The 20648-nt window shown below is 40.7% G+C and carries 18 protein-coding genes; 14 read left to right on the top strand and 4 right to left on the bottom strand.

Translation table 11 applies throughout. From position 1 onward, the window contains the following. The first annotated feature begins 120 nt into the window (after nt 1-120). From CSV80_RS03325 to CSV80_RS03315, 3 genes are all read left to right on the top strand, one after another. A complete protein-coding gene (locus CSV80_RS03325) occupies nt 121-609 on the top strand; it encodes a helix-turn-helix domain-containing protein (RefSeq protein WP_051210452.1) in 489 nt (162 codons plus the stop codon). A gap of 514 nt (nt 610-1123) precedes the next feature. Continuing rightward, nucleotides 1124-2107: a zinc-binding dehydrogenase gene (locus CSV80_RS03320; protein WP_099669581.1), complete on the top strand. Its 984-nt coding sequence runs from the start codon at nt 1124-1126 to the stop codon at nt 2105-2107. A 33-nt stretch (nt 2108-2140) separates the two neighbouring features. After that, nucleotides 2141-3820: a formate--tetrahydrofolate ligase gene (locus CSV80_RS03315; protein ID WP_099669580.1), complete on the top strand. Its 1680-nt coding sequence runs from the start codon at nt 2141-2143 to the stop codon at nt 3818-3820. Nucleotides 3821-4109: 289 nt separating this feature from the next. Here CSV80_RS03315 and CSV80_RS03310 read toward each other — a convergent pair whose 3' ends face one another. After that, on the bottom strand, nt 4110-5801 hold the full coding sequence (locus CSV80_RS03310; protein ID WP_099669579.1) for a M3 family oligoendopeptidase: 1692 nt from the start codon (nt 5799-5801) through the stop codon (nt 4110-4112). Between the two features lie 170 nt (nt 5802-5971). Between CSV80_RS03310 and CSV80_RS03305 the strand changes: the two genes are divergently transcribed. Next, the gene (locus CSV80_RS03305) at nt 5972-6259 is read left to right on the top strand and encodes a DUF6509 family protein (protein ID WP_029052917.1); all 288 of its coding nucleotides are present in this window, start codon (nt 5972-5974) and stop codon (nt 6257-6259) included. 109 nt (nt 6260-6368) lie between these two features. Continuing rightward, complete coding sequence (locus CSV80_RS03300) at nt 6369-7352, top strand: NAD(P)/FAD-dependent oxidoreductase (RefSeq protein ID WP_099669578.1); 984 nt, start codon at nt 6369-6371, stop codon at nt 7350-7352. A gap of 116 nt (nt 7353-7468) precedes the next feature. On the opposite strand, the gene CSV80_RS03295 is transcribed toward CSV80_RS03300, so the two are convergent. Beyond that, entirely contained in the window at nt 7469-8497 is a 1029-nt protein-coding gene (locus CSV80_RS03295; RefSeq protein ID WP_199083918.1) for an NADP-dependent oxidoreductase, read from the bottom strand. A 258-nt stretch (nt 8498-8755) separates the two neighbouring features. On the opposite strand from CSV80_RS03295, the gene CSV80_RS03290 reads away from it, so the two are divergent. The 6 genes from CSV80_RS03290 (at nt 8756) to pstB (CSV80_RS03265) (ending at nt 14093) form a co-directional block, all read left to right on the top strand. Next, complete coding sequence (locus tag CSV80_RS03290; RefSeq protein ID WP_099669577.1) at nt 8756-9460, top strand: response regulator transcription factor; 705 nt, start codon at nt 8756-8758, stop codon at nt 9458-9460. A gap of 235 nt (nt 9461-9695) precedes the next feature. Then, the gene (locus CSV80_RS03285) at nt 9696-10604 is read left to right on the top strand and encodes a phosphate ABC transporter substrate-binding protein PstS family protein (protein WP_029052921.1); all 909 of its coding nucleotides are present in this window, start codon (nt 9696-9698) and stop codon (nt 10602-10604) included. A 40-nt stretch (nt 10605-10644) separates the two neighbouring features. Next, complete coding sequence (pstC, locus tag CSV80_RS03280) at nt 10645-11577, top strand: phosphate ABC transporter permease subunit PstC (RefSeq protein ID WP_099669576.1); 933 nt, start codon at nt 10645-10647, stop codon at nt 11575-11577. Beyond that, a complete protein-coding gene (gene pstA, locus CSV80_RS03275; RefSeq protein WP_099669575.1) occupies nt 11577-12461 on the top strand; it encodes a phosphate ABC transporter permease PstA in 885 nt (294 codons plus the stop codon). The genes pstC and pstA overlap by 1 nt, the downstream gene beginning before the upstream one ends. Nucleotides 12462-12504: 43 nt before the next feature. After that, nucleotides 12505-13305: a phosphate ABC transporter ATP-binding protein PstB gene (pstB, locus tag CSV80_RS03270; protein ID WP_099669669.1), complete on the top strand. Its 801-nt coding sequence runs from the start codon at nt 12505-12507 to the stop codon at nt 13303-13305. 11 nt (nt 13306-13316) lie between these two features. Next, nucleotides 13317-14093, top strand: a complete 777-nt coding sequence (pstB, locus tag CSV80_RS03265; RefSeq protein WP_099669574.1) for a phosphate ABC transporter ATP-binding protein PstB — start codon at nt 13317-13319, stop codon at nt 14091-14093. A gap of 92 nt (nt 14094-14185) precedes the next feature. On the opposite strand, the gene trhO is transcribed toward pstB (CSV80_RS03265), so the two are convergent. Continuing rightward, complete coding sequence (trhO, locus tag CSV80_RS03260; protein ID WP_099669573.1) at nt 14186-15160, bottom strand: oxygen-dependent tRNA uridine(34) hydroxylase TrhO; 975 nt, start codon at nt 15158-15160, stop codon at nt 14186-14188. A 399-nt stretch (nt 15161-15559) separates the two neighbouring features. Between trhO and CSV80_RS03255 the strand changes: the two genes are divergently transcribed. Both CSV80_RS03255 and CSV80_RS03250 read left to right on the top strand, forming a co-directional pair. Beyond that, the gene (locus CSV80_RS03255) at nt 15560-16936 is read left to right on the top strand and encodes a polysaccharide deacetylase family protein (RefSeq protein WP_099669572.1); all 1377 of its coding nucleotides are present in this window, start codon (nt 15560-15562) and stop codon (nt 16934-16936) included. 179 nt (nt 16937-17115) lie between these two features. After that, a complete protein-coding gene (locus CSV80_RS03250; RefSeq protein WP_099669571.1) occupies nt 17116-17931 on the top strand; it encodes a DUF368 domain-containing protein in 816 nt (271 codons plus the stop codon). Between the two features lie 50 nt (nt 17932-17981). Here the strand turns inward: CSV80_RS03250 and CSV80_RS03245 are convergent, their stop codons facing one another. Further along, the gene (locus CSV80_RS03245; protein ID WP_233201507.1) at nt 17982-19406 is read right to left on the bottom strand and encodes a catalase; all 1425 of its coding nucleotides are present in this window, start codon (nt 19404-19406) and stop codon (nt 17982-17984) included. Nucleotides 19407-19750: 344 nt separating this feature from the next. Here CSV80_RS03245 and CSV80_RS03240 point away from each other — a divergent pair, with 344 nt between their 5' ends. Beyond that, entirely contained in the window at nt 19751-20236 is a 486-nt protein-coding gene (locus CSV80_RS03240; protein ID WP_143560451.1) for a hypothetical protein, read from the top strand. Nucleotides 20237-20648: the final 412 nt, after the last annotated feature.

The raw sequence follows: 20648 nt of genomic DNA, 5'->3' as shown, positions 1-20648 counted from the left end.
GGTATCATTGACTTCATCGTAATTTTTACCATAATAGAAATTTCATAAATAAATAAATTGACAAAAAGACTGTTTTGATAATAATATTAATACAATACAGGTCATACAGGGGGTATTTCGTTGAACGAATGGAGTAAGGATGATTTTGGATTGCGTTTAAAGGCACTGAGAGAACGTCGAGGACTATCGATGATGGCATTTGGCGCGGCAATCGGCACATCAGCTAGCCGAATTAAAGATTGGGAGCGTGGTAAGAACGCACCGTCCGCTGCTTGGATCGCTAAAATTTCAGAGCGTTTTTCTGTTTCTACCGATGAGTTGATTATGGGTGAGGTAACATTTACTCCGTATTTCAAAGCGACAGGTAATACAGTAGAATCACTCTATGATCGTCTTCGTGAAACGATGAATGTCGAATCCTCTGGTAAATGGCCAACAGAAATTGATGAGCTATATGCAGAAATCGACGCAGTGAATAAAGAGAAGTACCGCAGCGGAAAAGGACGTCGATCGGCTGAAAAAGAGCTGATGGAATTAGCCATCCGTCTACCTAAAAAAGATGTACTAGAACTACTCGAACTCGCTAAATATAAAAGACGCACCCTATAAAACGATGCCCCTTAAAGTTATTACACTTCGAGGGGCATCGTTTTTTATTAGTAGAATGTGAAAGTTAAATAGGATTAGCCGAATGGGTTAGTAGAGAGTACGAAAGGATTGAAGCTCCATCTCGGGACGCGTGTCCTATCGGCCGTGCGGTGAGCTAACCAAGTCGAAATCTCCTTCTGATTGCCTCACCTGGCGGGCTTGATTCATCCTGAGCCGCCCCAGCTTCCGATTCAATCCTACGTAAGTAGATGTAGATCACTTACTGTATTTGAGTGGGTATTGTTGTAGTCTTTAAACTTAACTATTTACTATCCTAACTTTAATGCTTAACAAATAGTAACAACCACATACTGTGCAGGAAAGCGCCCGCTCAGAACGGAAATCCCTACCCAACGCCATGTCAGCTACTCCACAGTTTTCAAAATAACAAATAATCAAATAGAATGAAATGTAGGAAAGTAGAATGAAATGCGTTATGATGGAATCGTAGATAAACCCAAGGAGGATGAGTTGATTGAAAGCATTCGTTCATGAAAATGGTGAGTTGCACTATACAGATATCGCCGATCCCTCAGCTGGAAACGGTGAAGTTATTGTCGCATTGAAAACAGCAGGACTCAATCGGCGTGACACCGCTATACCCAAACGACGTGGGGACGCTAAAGAACCTTTGGCATTAGGCTCAGACGGCGCCGGCACGATCGAATCAATTGGAGAAGGTGTAACCGGTTGGAATGTTGGAGACGAAGTAATTATCAATCCATCACTTCGATGGTTTGAAGAAAGCGATGCGCCACCAGCTGAATTTGATATTCTTGGTATGCCGGATCATGGCACGTTTGCAGAGAAGATTTGCATATCCTCAGATCAGCTAGAGAAAAAGCCATCACATCTTACATGGAATGAATCCGCAGTTATCGCTCTATCCGGGCTTACAGGTTATCGAGCACTAGTGACTAGGGGCCGTATAGAAGAAGGCCAAACCGTCTTTATTCCTGGAGCTGGAAGTGGAGTCGCGACCTATATGATTCAATTTGCGAAGAAAATGGGAGCGCGTGTCATCGTGTCCTCAAGAAGTGAAGAAAAAAGAAATCACGCATTGAAAATCGGTGCGGATATAGCGATTGATACGAATAGCCATTGGCCAACAGAACTAAAAGATGAACGTGTAGATCTTGTAATTGAGAGTGTGGGAAGAGCAACATTCAATCGTTCTCTTGAAATTCTCAAAAAAGGTGGACGGATCGTAGTGTTTGGTGCAACGACAGAAGATACCGTCGAACTGAACTTACGTGAATTCTTTTATGGTCAGTATTCGTTGCTAGGTACTACGATGGGAAGTCGTGAAGAACTACGGGATATGTTAGCGTTAGTTGAAGAACATCAAATCCATCCCGTTATTGATTCAGTGATTCCTCTTGAAAAAGCAACTGAGGCATTTACTAAGCTAGATGACAGTGTACAATTCGGTAAAATCGTTTTAGCCATTTCGAAATAACAATATAACCGGTATAGAAAGGCAGTGGAAGTAGTGACGAAAGAAATAAAGACACTGACAGATTTGGAAATCGCTTCAAAAGCAACTATGCAACCAATTGAAAACATCGCAGACAAAGCAGGAATTCCATTGGATGCGTTAGAGCTATATGGTAAATACAAAGCGAAAATCAATGTAGATCTCATTCCAAAACAAACTTCACAAGCGAAAGTCGTACTCGTAACTGCTACCAGTCCAACACCGGCAGGAGAAGGGAAATCGACAGTGACTGTTGGTCTCGGTGATGCACTGTCTCGTTTAGGTAAGAAAACAATGGTTGCATTACGTGAACCTTCATTAGGACCGGTAATGGGTGTCAAAGGTGGAGCAACGGGCGGCGGCTTCTCCCAAGTACTGCCTATGGAAGACATCAATCTGCACTTCACTGGAGACCTTCATGCCATTACAACGGTGAATAATGCGTTGAGCGCTATGATCGATAACCATTTGCATCAAGGTAATGTGTTGAACATCGATCCACGCCGTATTACATGGAAACGCGTCATGGATATGAATGACCGTGCGCTTCGTCATGTGACGATTGGTTTGGGTGGTCCATCACAAGGCGTGCCACGCGAAGATGGTTTTGATATTACAGTAGCATCCGAAATCATGGCCGTATTCTGTCTGGCGACTAGTTTGCAAGACTTGAAAGAACGCTTGTCCGATATTGTGATTGGCTATACGTATGAAAAAGAAGCTGTAACCGTGCGTGATTTAGGCGTAGAGGGTGCGTTGACGCTTCTGCTTAAAGATGCATTCAAACCAAACCTTGTCCAAACGATTGAAGGCACACCAGCTTTCATTCACGGTGGACCGTTTGCAAATATTGCCCATGGTTGTAACTCGTTGATCGCAACGAATACAGCGCGTAATCTGGCTGACTATGTCGTGACAGAAGCGGGATTTGGATCAGATTTAGGCGCAGAAAAGTTTATGGACATTAAAGCGCGCATCGGTAAATTCCAGCCGGATGCAGTCGTTCTTGTGACAACAATTCGCGCGCTCAAAATGCATGGTGGAGTAGCAAAGCAGGAGTTAAAAGTCGAGAATACTCAAGCTGTAGAAAAAGGTTTAGTTAATTTGGAAAAGCATATTGAAACGATTCTATCGTTCGGAGTGCAACCTGTCGTCGCGCTCAATCGTTTTGTGGGGGACTCTGATAGTGAATTGCAGAAAGTCCAGAAGTGGTGTCAGGATTATAATGTAAAAGTCGCTTTAACTGATGTATGGCAAGACGGTGGAGCAGGTGGAGAAGCATTGGCGAAAGAAGTCTTACAAGTGCTAGAAGAGCCAAATAATTTCGCTCCAATTTATGAAATAGAGCAATCAGTAGAAGAAAAACTCACAGCGATTGTTCAAAAAGTATATGGTGGCACAGGCGTTTTATTTACCGATCAGGCTAAGAAAGATTTAGCTGAAATTAAAAAGAATGGCTGGGATCTCTTGCCGGTCTGTATGGCAAAGACTCAGTACTCGTTTTCCGATGATCCAAAAAGGTTAGGACGTCCAACAGACTTTTCGATCACAATCCGCAATATTTTACCAAAACTTGGGGCAGGTTTCTTAGTTTGTTTAACAGGTGACATCATGACTATGCCTGGTTTACCAAAAAAGCCGGCAGCACTCAATATGGATGTCGATTCGGCTGGCAATGCTAAAGGGTTAATGTGATTGCTCTTTATAGTAGAGAGATATTAAGCAAAGGGCCATTAAGGCTTTTTGCTTTTTTAAAATCAAAAAGGAAGTAAAGAAAAGTAAAAAACGAGCTTTGAATCCGTAAATGACCCTTTGAGACATTAAACGTGCGAAACAGTACGCATGAAACGATGAGAGAATCGTTCAGCTATATGGAAAAAGACCAAAGACCAATACTCTATATATCTCTGGTTGAATCATAAAAAGGATGTGCAGAAAGTCGTCAACATGACATTCTGCAACATCCTTTTTGTATTCTATATAATCAAAAGATCTTGTGATCAACCAGCCATTCACTGATGAAATCCATGATCGACTCTACAGTCCCATCTTCGAATGGCGATCTCAAGTGGACCGTTGCGACGAGCTCCAGGAATGATTTACTTCCGCCCAATTGACACAGGGCCAAATAATCTGTCCATGCATCGTCAAAGTCATTTAATGAGCGTTGCCAAAATTGGAGAGCACAGATTTGCGCCAAGGCATAATCAATATAATAAAACGGCACTTCATAGATATGACCTTGTCTCTGCCAAAAACCGCCTTGTTCCAAATAGGGATGTCCATCATAATCCCGATTAGGTAAATAGATGTTCTCAAGTTCTTTCCATACTGCTTTACGTTCACTTGGAGACATTTCAGGCTGGTCATAGATGCGTTGCTGAAACTCGTCCACTGCCACTCCATAAGGTAAAAACAACACACTTTCAAGTAAGTGTGCATAGCGATAACGTTCTGCATCGCTACCAAAAAAATGATCCATCCAGAACCAAGTGAAGAACTCCATACTCATAGAATGGATTTCTGCTGCTTCGGTCGTTGGCCAAATATATTCGGGGATTCCAATTGAACGACTAGAATATACTTGGAACGCATGGCCTGCTTCATGCGTCAAAACATCAATATCACTTGAGGTTCCATTGAAATTCGAGAAAATAAAAGGTGAATCATAATTATCTATAAATGTACAATAGCCGCCAGCTTCCTTGCCTTTTTTCGCTACCAAATCCAATAAGTTTTTACGTTTCATATAATCAAAAAAGCGTCCGGTTTCACGCGATAACTCCTGATACATTTTTTGTCCATTTTCCAAAATCCATTCAGGGGAACCTTTTGGTTGAGGGTTTCCTTCTGCGTAATGCAATGGTTCATCATAAAACTTCATTTGCGAGATGCCTATTCTTCGACTTTGCATACCTCGAATCTTCTCTGCTAAAGGGACCACATGCGTCCGAATCTGATTACGGAAATTTCCCATCATAAGTGCATCATAGCCGATCCGGTCCATACGTATGTATCCCAGTTCTATAAAGCTTTTAAACCCGAGTGTAGTAGCGATTTCATGACGTACTGCCACGAGACGATCAAAAATCCTATCGAAATCATCTTCATGTGAGGCGAAAAAATCGGCAGTGGCATTCATAGCATCTTTTCTAACGGAACGATTGAGTGACTCTTTAAATGGTCCAAGTTGTGCCAAAGTCAGCATTTCGCCTTGGAACTCGATTTGTGCTGAAGCGACGAGATGTGCGTACTCCGAAATAAGTTTATTTTCTTGCTGTAAAAGTGGCAAGACTTCATCTGAATACGATTGGACGGCATTCTCCGCAAGCTTAAATAGCTGAGATCCCCATCTGTCTTCCAATTGTGCTCGGAAAGGCGTAGTGATGACAGCTTGGTAATAATTGCTTTGCAAAGCTTGGAATTGAGGTCCGATCTCATCAAAATAATCTCGTTCATCTTGATAGAAGGTATCATTCGTATCAATGGAAGAACGGATATACATGATGTTTTCCGCTGTACTGTAATCACTCGTCAACATGTTTATATGCTCAATAATTTTAGCCTGCTCTTCGAATGAGTTTGCCTGCTTAAACTGGTCCAGTGCATTCTGAAACTCTATTTTTAGTTTTTCGATGTCCGGGCGAGTATACTCATAATCTTCAAAAGTAAGCATCGTACTCCTCCTAGTTCGTATGTAATGTGCCTATCCCTTCATTTTCTAGCAACGAGTAAAAAAAAGCAAACAATTTAGCGGTAATGACGTTCATAAATTGCCACAATCTTATGAAATGATGTAGGATAGAGAGAGTAAACTCTAAGTGAGCGGGAAGAAGGAGAAATTGAATGCAAATAATAAATCATAAAGCACAAGAACTGGTAGATCCGACAGGTATTATCGATGGTCAGCGCTTTGAATTCCTATTGACAGTTAAGTTCGATGAAGAAGATGAACTGTTCAATGAAGAGGGTACTGGCTTACGTATGCTATATTCTGCGAAGGATGGCCAGCGAAAGATGCTAACGTACCAATTTTATGAATTGGCAACGGAAAGTCCTTTTGACGTTGAATGGGACGAAGAAGAACAAACGTCAGCAGAGCAATACTGCATGGAACATTTTCCTGAAATCTAAATACAAAATAGATGTTATTCTCTTTATAATAGGGGATAATAGACTAGAGAAACATAAGTAGTACACCCCAAAGCATCTCATCAAAGAATTAATTATAGGAGTGTTTTAAATGAATCATGAAATAGTGGATATTACGATTATCGGCGGAGGTCCAACTGGATTATTTTCTTCGTTCTACGCAGGCATGCGTGAGATGTCAGTTAAAATTATCGATAGTTTGCCACAGCTTGGTGGCCAATTGATCGAGTTATATCCTGATAAATACATTTATGATGTAGGCGGATTCCCTAAAATTTTGGCGAAAGATTTAGTGGCAAACTTAGTGACACAAGCGTACTATGCAAAACCTGAAGTTTGTTTAGGGGAAGCAGCAATGTCCATCGAAAAGAAGGACGATCACTTTGTTTTAACAACGGATAAAGGTCAGCATTTGACACGTACCATTTTATTGACTGCAGGAATTGGGGCTTTTCAACCACGTAAAATTGGATTGAAAGAAGAACCTACTTTTGAAGGCAAAACATTACACTATGGTATTAAAGACTTGTCTATGTTTAAAGATCAGAATATCTGTGTTTGTGGTGGGGGAGACTCTGCACTAGACTGGGCATTGATGCTTGAAGATATCGCAAGTCAGGTCACACTGGTTCACCGTAGAGAACGTTTCACTGCGCATGAAACAAGTGTTAATCAACTGCGCGAATCTAGTGTCAATGTGTTAACTTCACATGCTGTAAGTGAGTTACATGGCGATGGAGATACATTGGATAAAGTTGTTCTAAAGGAAAAAGACGGCAGCGTGAAAGAACTCACATTCGATCATGTAGTAGTCAATTACGGCAATATTTCCTCACTCGGCCCATTGAAAGACTGGGGCTTAGATATGGATCGTAACTCTATTATAGTTAACTCTCGCATGGAAACGAATATTGAAGGCATTTATGCAGCTGGTGATGTAACAACATACGACGGCAAAGTGAAATTAATTGCGGTAGGTATGGGCGAAGCGCCGGTTGCAATCAGCCACGCGAAAGCGTTCCTAGATCCGAAAGCGAAAGTGCAGCCGTTACACAGTACGAGCATATTTGGTTAATAGAATAGTATGCACCTTGTATGGAGAGTTGTTCACCGTACAAGGTGTTTTTATGTAGTGCTATAAAAGGCTATCTCAAGAGAGATCTCGAGATAGCCTTTTTCATTACGAACCGATTATCGCTTTGTAGTTTCATAATCAGCAACTTTGACTAGTTGTTTACCTAAATTTGTTCCATCGAATAAACCAAGAAATGCATCTGGAATATTTTCGAAGCCTTCGACAATTGTTTCTTCATACTTCAATTTGCCTACAGAAAGCCATTTACCTAAATCAGTTGATGCAGTAGCGAAGTCTGCCGCATAATCTCCTACGGTAAAGCCTTTCATCAACGCGCTTGTTTTAATCATTGTAGATTGAAGGCGAGGACCGTAGTCTTGTCCTTCTTTATTGTAAGAGGAAATAGCGCCGCATAGTGCAATTCGCGCATGCTTATTAAGTAAAGTAAAGACTGCATCCGTCACTTCACCGCCGACATTGTCAAAATAGACATCTACACCGTTAGTTGCAGCTTTAGCTAAGTCTTCTTTAAAGCTATCCAGTTTATAATTGACTGCCTCATCAAAGCCCAGTTCATTTTTTAAGTACTCGATCTTCTCTTGAGAACCTGCAATTCCGATCACTTTGGCACCTTTCATTTTAGCGATTTGGCCCACTACTGAACCAACTGCCCCAGCAGCACCAGAAACAACGACTGTTTCACCTTCTTGAGGTTTACCGATATCGAGTAACCCGGAGTATGCGGTTAGGCCTGTCATGCCAAGGATACCTAAGTGTGTAGTAATCGGGGCGATAGTTGGATCGATTTTACGTACTTCTTTCTCGGAAGCTGCCGTATATTCTGCCCAATTCAAGTTCCCTACAACAAAATCTCCGGGTTTAAATGAATCGGAAGTAGATTGTGTAATCTCGCCAACGACTCCACCGGTAATCACTTCATCCAGTTTAAATGGAGGAATATAAGACTTCGCATCTATCATTCTTCCTCGCATGTACGGATCAACGGATACATAGAGCGTACGAACAAGAACCTCATGGTCTTTCAGCTTAGGCATAGGCTTTTCTACAAAATTGAACGTTTCCAAAGTAGGCAAGCCTTTCGGACGGTTTGCTAAATGAATTTCTCTTTGCATCTCTCGTGTCATATAAATTCCTCCTATTTTTATCTATATTTCAATTTATGAACTTACTAAAGGTAAGCTTAATTACAAGGTTACTAGCATGCGGTACTGATGTCAATTAATTGCACTGAATTGAAGAGTTCAACTGTATTCATTCGAATGAATCAATTAATATATGTTCAACAAATAATGATTTGAGTGGACATTTTCTTGATGTCAAAGTAGAGTAGAGACGTAGACTTTCAGAAAAATTAATGATCTAGCCGTAAAGGAGCTAACCAGATGAAAAAGGTTTTGGTTGTGGAAGATGAACAGTCAATAGCTACTCTTTTGCAATACAACTTAGAGCAGGCAGGATACACCGTTTACATAGCCCGAGATGGGAATACAGCAATTGCGATGACCCTTTCTGAAGAACCGGATTTACTATTGCTCGATATTATGCTGCCCGGAATGGATGGCATGGATGTATGCAAAAAACTTCGCCAGGAGAAGATCCATACACCTATTTTAATGTTGACAGCGAAAGGCGATGAATTCGACAAAGTCCTTGGACTCGAACTGGGAGCAGATGACTACCTAACAAAGCCGTTCAGTCCACGAGAGGTACTTGCACGTGTGAAAGCCATCTTTCGCAGAATAGAGTTACAGGATTCTGTACACGTAAAAGAACTGGAAACGGAACTTAGTCATGGAAGTTTACTAGTTCATCCAGATCGAATTGAAGCTTTTTTGGATGGAAGCCCTTTAGAATTAACTCCAAAAGAATTTGAACTGCTTTTGTACTTAATGCGTCATTCTGGTAAGGTACTACACCGCGAGCAGTTGCTGAATGCGATATGGAATTATGACTACACTGGAGATTCTCGTATCGTAGATGTTCATATCAGTCACCTGAGGGAAAAAATTGAACCGGATACAAAAAGTCCAGTGTATATTAAGACTGTTAGAGGATTTGGTTATAAATTTGAAGAAGTGACAAACTGAATACTTTAGATACATACGAAAGCTGAAGACGAATCCATAGAGGATTGTGTCTTCAGCTTTTTACTATACCTGCGTGAGCATCTCATTTCTTTACAACGATATAGGGAGTGATCTATCTATACAGAACCTTTACACAACCTTTACGTTACATCCATCACTCTTTAATATGCATTGTCTATAGTAAAGAAGCAGTAGGAAATTCATATTAAAACGAAAAATCCTAGGGGGCACAGTGATGAAGAAGCGTAATCGAATTACCGTATTGGCATTTGTTTTACTTTGTACGTGGGTGGTCGCAGCTTGTAGTAGTACGAAAGCGAATGATAGTGATAAGGGAGAAGCGAAACAAGAAACAGAGCAAGCAGCTGAACCTATCATGGCAGTAGGCTCGAGTGCGTTGCAACCATTAGTAGAGGCGGCTGCACAGCAATATACGATACAAAATCCAGGGGCAGTCATTAATATTCAAGGCGGAGGTAGCGGTACTGGGTTAAGTAAAATTAGCGAAGGTGCAGTAGATATTGGGAACTCGGATGTATTCGCAGAAGAAAAAGAAGGCGTGGACGCGAGTAACTTAGTCGATCATAAAGTGGCGGTTGTTGGAATGGGACCAGTAAGTCATCCAGAGACAGGTGTAGAAGATGTTACGACTGAAGAATTGATCGGCATTTTTACAGGAGAAATCAAAAACTGGAAAGAACTGGGCGGAGTGGATCAAGAAATCATTGTCATCAACCGTGCAAAAGGCTCCGGAACGCGTGCAACATTTGAAGCATTTGCATTGCAAGGAAAAGAACCAATGGATGCGCAAGAGCAGGATTCATCAGGTACGGTCCGAAAAATTGTCGGTGAAACACCAGGAGCAATTAGCTACTTGGCATTCTCATACTTTGATCAAACGACTACCGCTTTAAAAGTCAACGGTGTAACACCCGACCGTAAAAGTGTCGAGTCCAATGATTGGGAAATCTGGGCGTATCAACATATGTATACAAACGGCGAAGCGAAAGGTCTAGCGAAAGAATTGATTGATTATATGTTGTCGGAAGATGTACAGGAAACTCTACTCCCGGAAATGGACTACTTACCGGTAACAGGTATGCAGGTGGAACGAGATGCACAAGGAACTGTCACAAAAAAGTGATTAAAACTTGCAAGTTTCTCCAATCTCGAAAGGAGAGTACATGATGGCGAAGATGATCAAAGAGACGGAACATCCATTGTACAGAAAAAGCAATAAAATGCGTATGGAGCGATTTGGTAAATGGCTTACTTTTCTCTCAGTAGCCCTGACCGCAGCCATCACCGCAGCCATATTATTTCTAGTCTTTTCAAAAGGTTTATCCACGTTCATAATGAATGATGGTAGTGTCAAAGACTTCTTTACAGGTACGACTTGGAACCCAGCGGAAGTAAATTCCCTGGGTAATCCAATTATTGGTGCATTACCTTTTCTAGTGGGTTCATTAGCTGTCACAGGAGTATCCGCGCTACTATCCGCACCACTAGCAATTGGCGCTGCGATTTTCATGAGCGAAATTGCACCGAAAACAGGAAAGAGAATCATGCAGCCGGTGATCGAGCTATTAGTAGGCATTCCTTCCGTTGTCTACGGATTTATCGGGTTAACTGTCGTCGTACCATTTTTACGCGATCTATTTCCTGGTAGCGGATTTGGTATTGCAGCGGGAACCATTGTGTTATCTGTCATGATTTTACCGACAGTCACGAGTTTAGCACTGGATGCTATTCAGGCGGTGCCACGTTCATTACGTGAAGCATCGCTGGCGCTAGGTTCAACAAGATGGCAAATGATTTGTGAAGTTGTATTAAAAACTGCGAAACCCGGCTTAATGATGGCTGTTATTTTCGGAATGGCACGAGCTTTTGGCGAAGCTCTAGCTGTACAGATGGTCATTGGAAATGCTTCGGTCATTCCGCATTCGTTATTTGAACCAGCCTCTACACTTACTAGTATTTTAACAATGGGCATGGGGTATACCGTAATGGGGCAAGTTGAAAATAATGCGCTTTGGTCACTTGCACTTGTACTTTTACTGATGTCGCTATTCTTCACGATCACAGTACGAATGATTGGAAAGGGGAAAAGTAGCTAATGTCTGCTAAAAGTAAAGATCAACTCGCTACGGCTGGATTGTACGTCATTGTAGGCGTCATTATTACGATCTTGGCAGGATTACTTGGATTTGTCTTTGTCAAAGGGATACCTCAGATTAGCTGGCAATTCATCACCTCACCACCGCAGATTTTCAAAGAAGGCGGAGGAGTAGGACCGCAACTATTCAATTCCTTTTATTTACTAGTTTTGACACTAATTATTTCAGTGCCAATTGCTATTGGTGCGGGGATTTATTTAGCAGAGTATGCAAAAGATCACTGGGTCATTCGTTGTATTCGTGTACTCATTGAAGTGCTTTCTTCGCTCCCTTCCATAGTAGTAGGATTATTCGGATTCCTGTTTTTCGTGTTGTATATGGGGTGGGGTTTTTCGATCTTGTCAGGTGCCTTCGCGCTTTCGGTATTCAATTTGCCGTTACTTGTGCGAGTCGTAGAACAATCTATTAGTAATGTGCCAAAATCACAGCGCGAAGCAGGATGGGCGCTTGGATTTTCAAAATGGGAAACCATTATAACAGTCATACTTCCAGCGGCATTGCCTGGAATTGTAACGGGTGTCATACTGGCATCAGGCAGAGTGTTCGGAGAGGCGGCAGCCTTGATTTACACAGCAGGAATGAGTACACCCATTATAGATTTCACTAATTGGAATCCATTGTCACCGACATCTCCTTTAAATCCCTTTAGACCGGCAGAAACTATGGCGGTTCATATTTGGAAAATTAATGGAGAAGGTATCATGCCAGACGCAACGGCAATCTCTGACGGAGCAGCAGCATTATTGATTATTTCGATTTTATTCTTTAATTTCGCATCACGCATTATCGGCAATTTGATGTTTAAAAAAATGAGCGCCAATTAAAAGGAGAATCTTTATGCAATCAGTTGCTTTACAACCTGTCACAATGAAAACGGATAGAACTAAACTAGTAGACAGTCCTGACTTTCAACGCAATTCCGTGTTGCAAACTACTAATTTGTCGGTGTATTATGGCGGGCATTGTGCTGTTGATCAAGTCAGTCTAACGTTTCCCAAACAATCTGTTACGGCACTAATAGGTCCTTCGGGATGTGGAAAATCCACTTTCCTGCGTTCTATTAATCGAATGAATGATGACATCGACCAATGTCGTACGGAAGGAGGAGTCTTTTATCAAGGGGTAGACCTGCATTCACCCTATGTGAATTTACATGAAATACGCAAACAGATTGGAATGGTATTTCAAAGACCTGTACCATTTGCCAAATCTATCTTTAAAAATGTTGCAGCTGGACCCATGCGAGACGGAGTGAAAGATAAGAAGGAATTACAAAGAATTGTAGAAGATAGCCTAAAAAAAGCGGCACTGTGGGAAGAAGTAAAAGATCAATTACATACATCTGCATTGAGTCTTTCAGGTGGACAGCAACAACGTCTTTGTATCGCGAGAGCACTAGCGATGCAACCGAGCGTTTTATTACTCGATGAACCTGCATCTGCACTTGATCCAGTCTCTACTGCAAAAATCGAAGAATTGATATCACAATTAAAAGAAGATTATACAATTGTGATCGTCACACATAATATGCAACAAGCCGCACGTATTTCGGATAAAGTAGCATATTTTTATATGGGGCGTGTGATAGAACATGGACCGACAGAACAGATTTTTACTAATCCACGTCATGACCAAACAGCACATTATATAAATGGACGTATTGGATAGGAGAGATTGAAATGAATGTAGTGGAAACTATAGAACAATCAGTCATTCAAACAGAAAATCTGCAGTTCTATTATGGTACTCGTCACGCACTAAAAAATATCAATCTGAAGTTTGAAGAGAAGAGAATCACTGCACTTATAGGACCGTCAGGGTGTGGGAAATCAACTTTTTTACGGACAATGAACCGAATGAATGATCTAATACCCGGAGTGAAGACGGAAGGAGCAATTTGGATCGGTAAAGAAAATATAACGGATTCATCTATTGATCCAGTGGAATTGCGAAAGAAAGTAGGAATGGTCTTTCAACATGCATCCGTATTTCCGTTTTCGATTTATGAAAACATTGCGTATGGACCACGTATTCATGGAGAAAGAAATAAAAAAGTACTGGATCAAATCGTAGAAGAGAATCTACGCGCTGCCGCTCTATGGGACGAAGTAAAAGACCAATTGGCACAATCTGCTACAGGGCTTTCAGGTGGGCAACAGCAACGTTTAACCATTGCACGGACATTGGCGACTAAGCCGGAGATATTATTGATGGATGAACCCACTTCAGCCCTCGATCCCATCTCTACTGCCAAAGTCGAGGAACTGATTCAAACGTTAAAAGAGCACTATACGATCATCATCGTCACGCATAACATGCAACAGGCTGCGCGCATATCTGATTTCACAGCTTTCTTCCTAAATGGAGAAGTAAAAGAGTATGGACAGACAGCTACCCTATTTAGCTACCCGTTATTTTCTGAGACGAAAGAGTATATAGCAGGAAAGTTTGGTTGAATATTAAAGCGGAATATGAAAATAGTATCAAATTTGTTACATAATAAAGTAAACAGCCAGCTTCCTAGATAAGGATGCTGGCTGAACGTGTATTAAGAATTAATTTCGCTCGCACGTGATGCTTCAATTTTTGCCATTCGTGCGTCGTATTCATCCACTGTCATATCGTGTTCAACAAAATAACGGTTACGAGGATGTGTACGGCAATCGTCTGAACAACTGCGCATATAGAAGTGTTCGTTCTCTTCTGAGCATAGGATCTTCGCGTTACACTCGGGATTTGCACAGTTTACATAGCGTTCACAAGGTGTGCCGTCAAAATGATCGCGGCCTACGATGACGTGCTCAACTTGGTTGATTGGAACTGCAATACGCTCATCGAATACGTAGCATTGACCATCCCACAACTGTCCTTTTGCTTTAGGGTCTTTACCGTAAGAAACGATACCGCCGTGTAAATGCGCTACATCTTCGAATCCTTCACGTTTCAACCAACCAGTGAACTTCTCACAACGAATGCCACCCGTACAGTACGCAAGAATCTTCTTACCTTCAAGTTGTTCTTTGTTTTCCATTACCCATTCAGGAAGATCACGGAAATTCTCAATATCCGGGCGGATTGCACCACGGAAATGACCTAGGTCATACTCGTAATCATTACGAGCATCTAATACAATTGTGTTCTCGTCTTGCATTTGCTGTAAGAACTCTTCAGGTTCTAAATATTCACCTGTGATTTCCAACGGATTGACATCTTCAGGTAAGCTAAGATTGACAATCTCTGGACGGAAGCGAACGTGCATTTTTTTGAATGCATGGCCATCTGTTTCATCAATTTTAAACCATACATCAGCAAAACGTGGATCAGCTTTCATATGCTCCATATACGCATCGGTTTGTTCGATCGTTCCGGAACAAGTACCATTGATGCCTTCAGCCCCTACAAGAATACGCCCTTTTAATCCAGTTTCTTTACAGAACTCCAAGTGTGAAGCCGCAAACTCTTCAGGCTCCTCAATCGTTACATACTTATAAAACAATAATACTCGATAGTCTTTCTTTTCCATGTAAATTACCGCCTTCTGTTTGATCTTTGCAATAGACAACAGCCGAGATCGGTGTGTACAAAGGGATAGTACGTCCCTTGAACCCCAATTTGCAAGAATCGGGCCCAGAATAGTATAGCATAATTTCATTTTTGAGAAAAGGATTCAAAAAGTTATTTTACTTAAATACCTTTTAAAAGTAAAACGTGACTACACACGGCTTTGTATCATGTCTGATTTGTTGTATACTAGGAGATGGAAATACTTTCAAACCTGTCAATTGTAAGTTAAGATAGTTGATTGTAAAATATATAAGTGGAATTCAGAATGCTTTTGAACGCAATGGGTATAGTGATTCTGACACTAGTAAACTGTGATGTGCATTCAACGCTGAGCAGTGTGGAGTAAAGGAGTCCTTTCATGAAAGATACAAATAAAAAACGTCGATCACTATGGATTGATCGTGCATTAATTATCACGATCATAACATTGGTATCTATTACACTACTATTAATAGTAAATGTTATAAAAAATAAAGAAGCTAGCCCTGCTAAACAGGTAACACATGAAGTCATACCTGCGCCGAAACAGAAAGTGTCGATAGAATCGACCACTTCTCCTTACCCAGGTATTAAAATGTTGACGGAGAAACCTAAAGACTCACAGTATCCTTTTGTCATTCGTTATCCGCAAACAGAGTACGATAGCTTTAATCGGCAAGTGTTAGACTATGTAGATGAATTGAAAACGACGTATGTCAATAAGCAACAAAAGAAAAAAAGAGTGTCCAAGTTAGATGTATCTTTTGAAACACTCCAGCATCTTTCGGGAAATTATTCTTTTGTCATGCAAGCTGTTACGTACTATGCTGATCAAGATAGTCAAACGGAAATTCAAACATTTCATATCAATCCTGAAACAGGAGACGAACTAATAATTGAAGATATTGTGGATCATAATCTGGAGAAGCTAAAGCGTATGGTGAGTGTCGTGCGTGACGAAATACATCATAGTCCTTCGTTACAAGATGATGTGATAAAGGAAAGTGTATGGCGTCCTACTGAACCGATGTGGGTCAACTATCGTAACTTCGCTTTAACAGATGATTCATTAATTCTTTATTTTGGTACTGGTGAATTTACAAAGAGGCAAGCTGGGCCGGCAACAGTAGAAATTCCACTACGTAAATTGAATCCATTCCTAGCAAAGGAATTCCAAGTAGCAACAGATGATACTAAAAAAGAAAAGACTATTGCTTTAACGTTTGATGATGGTCCGGATCCAAATTATACGGTTAGGATTTTAAAAACACTTGAGAAATACGATGCAAAAGCTACATTCTTTATGCTAGGTAATCGAGTAAATTCCTATCCTGATATTGCAAAGAAAGTAGCCGAAGCTGGACATGAGATAGGTAATCACTCATGGAATCACCCTTCATTAACAGGTATACCTGATGACGCTCTTCAAAGTGAGGTAAAAGGCACATCGGATATCATTGAAGCTGTAATTGGGCAACCTGCAACTGTTTTCAGGCCACCCTATGGCGCTGTAGATGATCGGGTAAGAGAAAGCACAAAATTACCTGTAGTTTTATGGAATGTAGATACATTGGATTGGGAACATCATGATCCAGAGTTGTTATTTAAACATATTATTGAAGATGCTCGTGCAGGTAGTATAATTTTGATGCATGATATTCATAAATCCACAGCAGATGGACTGGACGCGGTACTCGGAAATTTGCAGTCTCAAGGCTATAAATTCGTGACTGTATCTGAAATGGATGATTATTAATATGAAGTTGTTCCATTGTTTTGTCTAACAATGGAACAACTTTTGTTTTGTACAGTCCTATTTACGTATACTGTTCAAATAGCTGTAACATATAGTGAAAATAAATAGTAATGAACTGTAATTAGTGAAACACAGCATGATATACTAAACGGAATGAAATCATTGGAGGAACAACGAGAATGGAATGGAGAAATTTATACCGTGGTTTTTTGATGGGCATCAGTGACCTAGTTCCTGGTGTAAGTGGCGGAACGATTGCATTTATATTAGGGATTTATGATCGGTTACTCATTTCAATAAGCGGATTTTTTAGCAAGGACTGGAAGAAACATATTGGATTCCTCATCCCCCTAGGTATCGGGATGGGCGCAACGATCATTATATTTAGTAAAGTGATCTCGTATTTACTGAAGTATTATCATGAACCAACTCAATACTTCTTTTTAGGGTTAATTGTGGGTGTCATTCCGTTTGTTTCAAAGCAAGCAGGACTGAGAAAGAACTTTAAATTTCAGCATATTTTATTGATGATAGTAGTGGCCTCAGCATTAGCTTCTACAGCTTTTATGAATCCTATTGATCCAATCACAATCACCCATCTGACAGTTAAAAATACCATAATCCTATTCCTATCAGGATGGGCAGGTAGTATGGCGATGCTGTTGCCAGGTGTCAGTGGATCATTTATTTTGCTATTGTTAGGCGTTTACGCGACAGTCATTACGGCTATTTCAGACTTTAACATACCGATTATCATCGCAACAGGTTGTGGTATTGTCTTTGGGTTTGTAATTAGCAGTAAATTAATACGCTACCTTCTTTCCAACTTCCATACCGGAATGTTTGCCGTAATCATGGGATTAATCATCGGATCCATTTTTGTGATTTTCCCGGGAATGCCTGAAAGTGGTACGCCGTTTGTCATGAGTGTTATAGCTATCGTTCTTGGGCTTTTGATTGCCAATATATTAAATGGTGTAGGCGATAAAGCGTAGAATGTAAAAAACCGCTTGGAGAAAATCTCCAAGCGGTTTTTCGTATCATTTTATTGTTCTACTATTGTTGTTGTATTTTCAATATCTACATCTGCCATCGGAATATCCAATGCTTTTGCTACGCCTTCTCCGTATTTAGGATCCGCTAAGTAGCAGTGACGGATATGCTTAATTTTGATCTCTTTCGGAGCGTCGCCCATATTACGTGCAGTATTCTCAAATAAACGCTGCTGCTCTTCCATGTTCAAAATATTGAACAACTTACCAGGCTGTGTGAAATAGTCATCGTCATCTTCACGGAAGTCCCAGTGATCTGCGTCGCCATGAATTTTTAGTGGCGGCTCTTTGAAGTCTGGTTGTTCTTGCCACTCACCATAGCTGTTTGGCTCGTAGTGAGTAGTAGAGCCCATATTGCCATCAACACGCATTGCCCCATCACGGTGGAAGCTGTGGAACGGACATTTTGGTGCGTTAACAGGAATCTGGTGATGATTGACACCTAGACGATAACGTTGCGCATCGCCATAAGAGAATAGACGAGCTTGCAACATTTTATCAGGTGAGAATCCAATACCCGGAACGACTGCTGCCGGTGTAAACGCAGCTTGTTCTACTTCAGCAAAGTAGTTTTCAGGGTTGCGGTTTAATTCGAATTCACCGACTTCAATTAGAGGGAAGTCTTTTTTATACCAAACTTTTGTTAAATCGAATGGATTATACGGCATTTCCATTGCTTGTTCTTCTGTCATCACTTGAATGTACATTTTCCATTTAGGGAAGTTGCCATTATCGATGTTAGTTAGCAAATCGCGTTGTGAACTTTCACGGTCCGTTGCAATCGTTGCTGCAGCTTCTTCATCTGTCAAATTTTCAATACCTTGCTGGGAACGGAAATGAAACTTAACCCAGTGACGTTCATTGTTTGCATTGATCATGCTGAATGTATGGCTACCGAAACCATGCATTTCACGGTATGAACGAGGAGTACCACGATCGCTCATTAAAATAGTAATCTGATGGAGCGCTTCAGGTAGTCCAGTCCAGAAATCCCAGTTGTTTTTCGGGCTGCGCATATTTGTGCGTGGATCACGTTTAACTGCGTGGTTCAAGTCTGGGAACTGCAATGGATCACGGAAGAAGAATACAGGTGTATTGTTTCCGACCATGTCCCAGTTTCCTTCTTCAGTATAGAACTTCAAAGAAAAACCCCGGATATCGCGCTCGGCATCTGCTGCACCACGTTCACCTGCAACAGTGGAGAAGCGTGCGAACATTTCCGTCTGTTTACCAATCTCAGAAAATAGCTTTGCTTTCGTATACTTTGTAATATCATGCGTGACAGTGAAAGTACCGTATGCTCCAGATCCTTTCGCGTGCATACGACGCTCAGGAATGACTTCGCGATCAAAGTGCGCTAATTTTTCAAGTAACCATACATCTTGTAATAGAAGTGGACCTCTTGGACCGGCGGACATAGAGTTTTGGTTATCAACTACAGGTGCACCCGCAGCAGTCGTTAATTTTCTTTTTTGAGAATTGTTCTCATTGTTATTCAAAATATATTCCTCCTCAGTTGTTTGTTTATAACCTATGAATACTATTATACCAAAGCTAAATCAAAAAAGAAAGGCTTATTAATAATAATTATCATCTGATAATAATACTTAATAAGTATAGATTATTATGTACTGCATATTTATCATAATTTGTTGCCAACTATTTGTCTAGAAATACGATTTAGATTAAGTATCATTGTAGAATGATGTATAATAACAGGAGAAAATGTTTCGCATAGAAAGGATATCAATATATGAGCACTATGAAAAAATGGTTTCTTTATTCCATTGTACTATGCAGTTTATCGTTAGTATTAGTCGCATGCAGTGATAAAGAAAAAGTAGCACCACCAGAAACAACACCTGAACTAACTCCTGAAATTCCAGAAGAAGAGGAAGTCGTTGTAGCAGCTGTAGCAGACGAAGAGTTATATCAAAAAGTAGTGAATCAGCTAGAACAGGCGGGTTTAACAGTAGGCGAACCAGCTGAAGCTGCGATTGATATGTTTAAGGCAGAAAGTGGCATGGTAGTAACGATCAATGGGGATGCTTTACTTCCATTACATCTTTATAAACTGGATCCATCTGACAAGCGCCTTGAAATAGTAGAAGAGACAGGCAATCTTCCGGTATTTATCGGCAGTAAGACAGAGCAGTTGGCCGTGAAAAGAATAGATCACTTCATTATATATCTTCATAAAGGACATCCTGATTACGATGAGGTTATGAAAATAATAGATACGATATGATTAAAACGACTTGCTTCCATTAAGGGAAGCAGGTCGTTTTTTGTATATTCGAAGATTGACATATTGTATGAGGGGCTTAGTGAATTAGCAAATGATCATAACAACAGCTTAACCGCTCATAACTTTCGTAAAGCGCTCATAGTTCTTGCATACCCGCTCTATAGCATGTTCTACCCGCTCATACTTACGAAGCACCCGCTCTATCATATTAGTTAACCGCTCAATGTAGTCATTCACCTGACAATGAACATAAAGGATCCGACCATACAACAGAAATCCTAGCCTAGAACCTGCGGAGCATAAGAGCAAAACTACTAAAATTCAGTCAAACCGCCATCTTTCACATGCTGTTACAAAGCCGCCATAACTTATAGACAATTTCGTCATAAGTTTGCAGATTTGTAACAGGAAT

The organism is Sporosarcina sp. P12(2017), from assembly GCF_002743035.1.
Classification (GTDB): Bacteria; Bacillota; Bacilli; order Bacillales_A; family Planococcaceae; genus Sporosarcina; species Sporosarcina ureae.
Note: the sequence above shows the minus strand (reverse complement) of the source record. Positions and strands in the feature narration are given on the sequence as shown.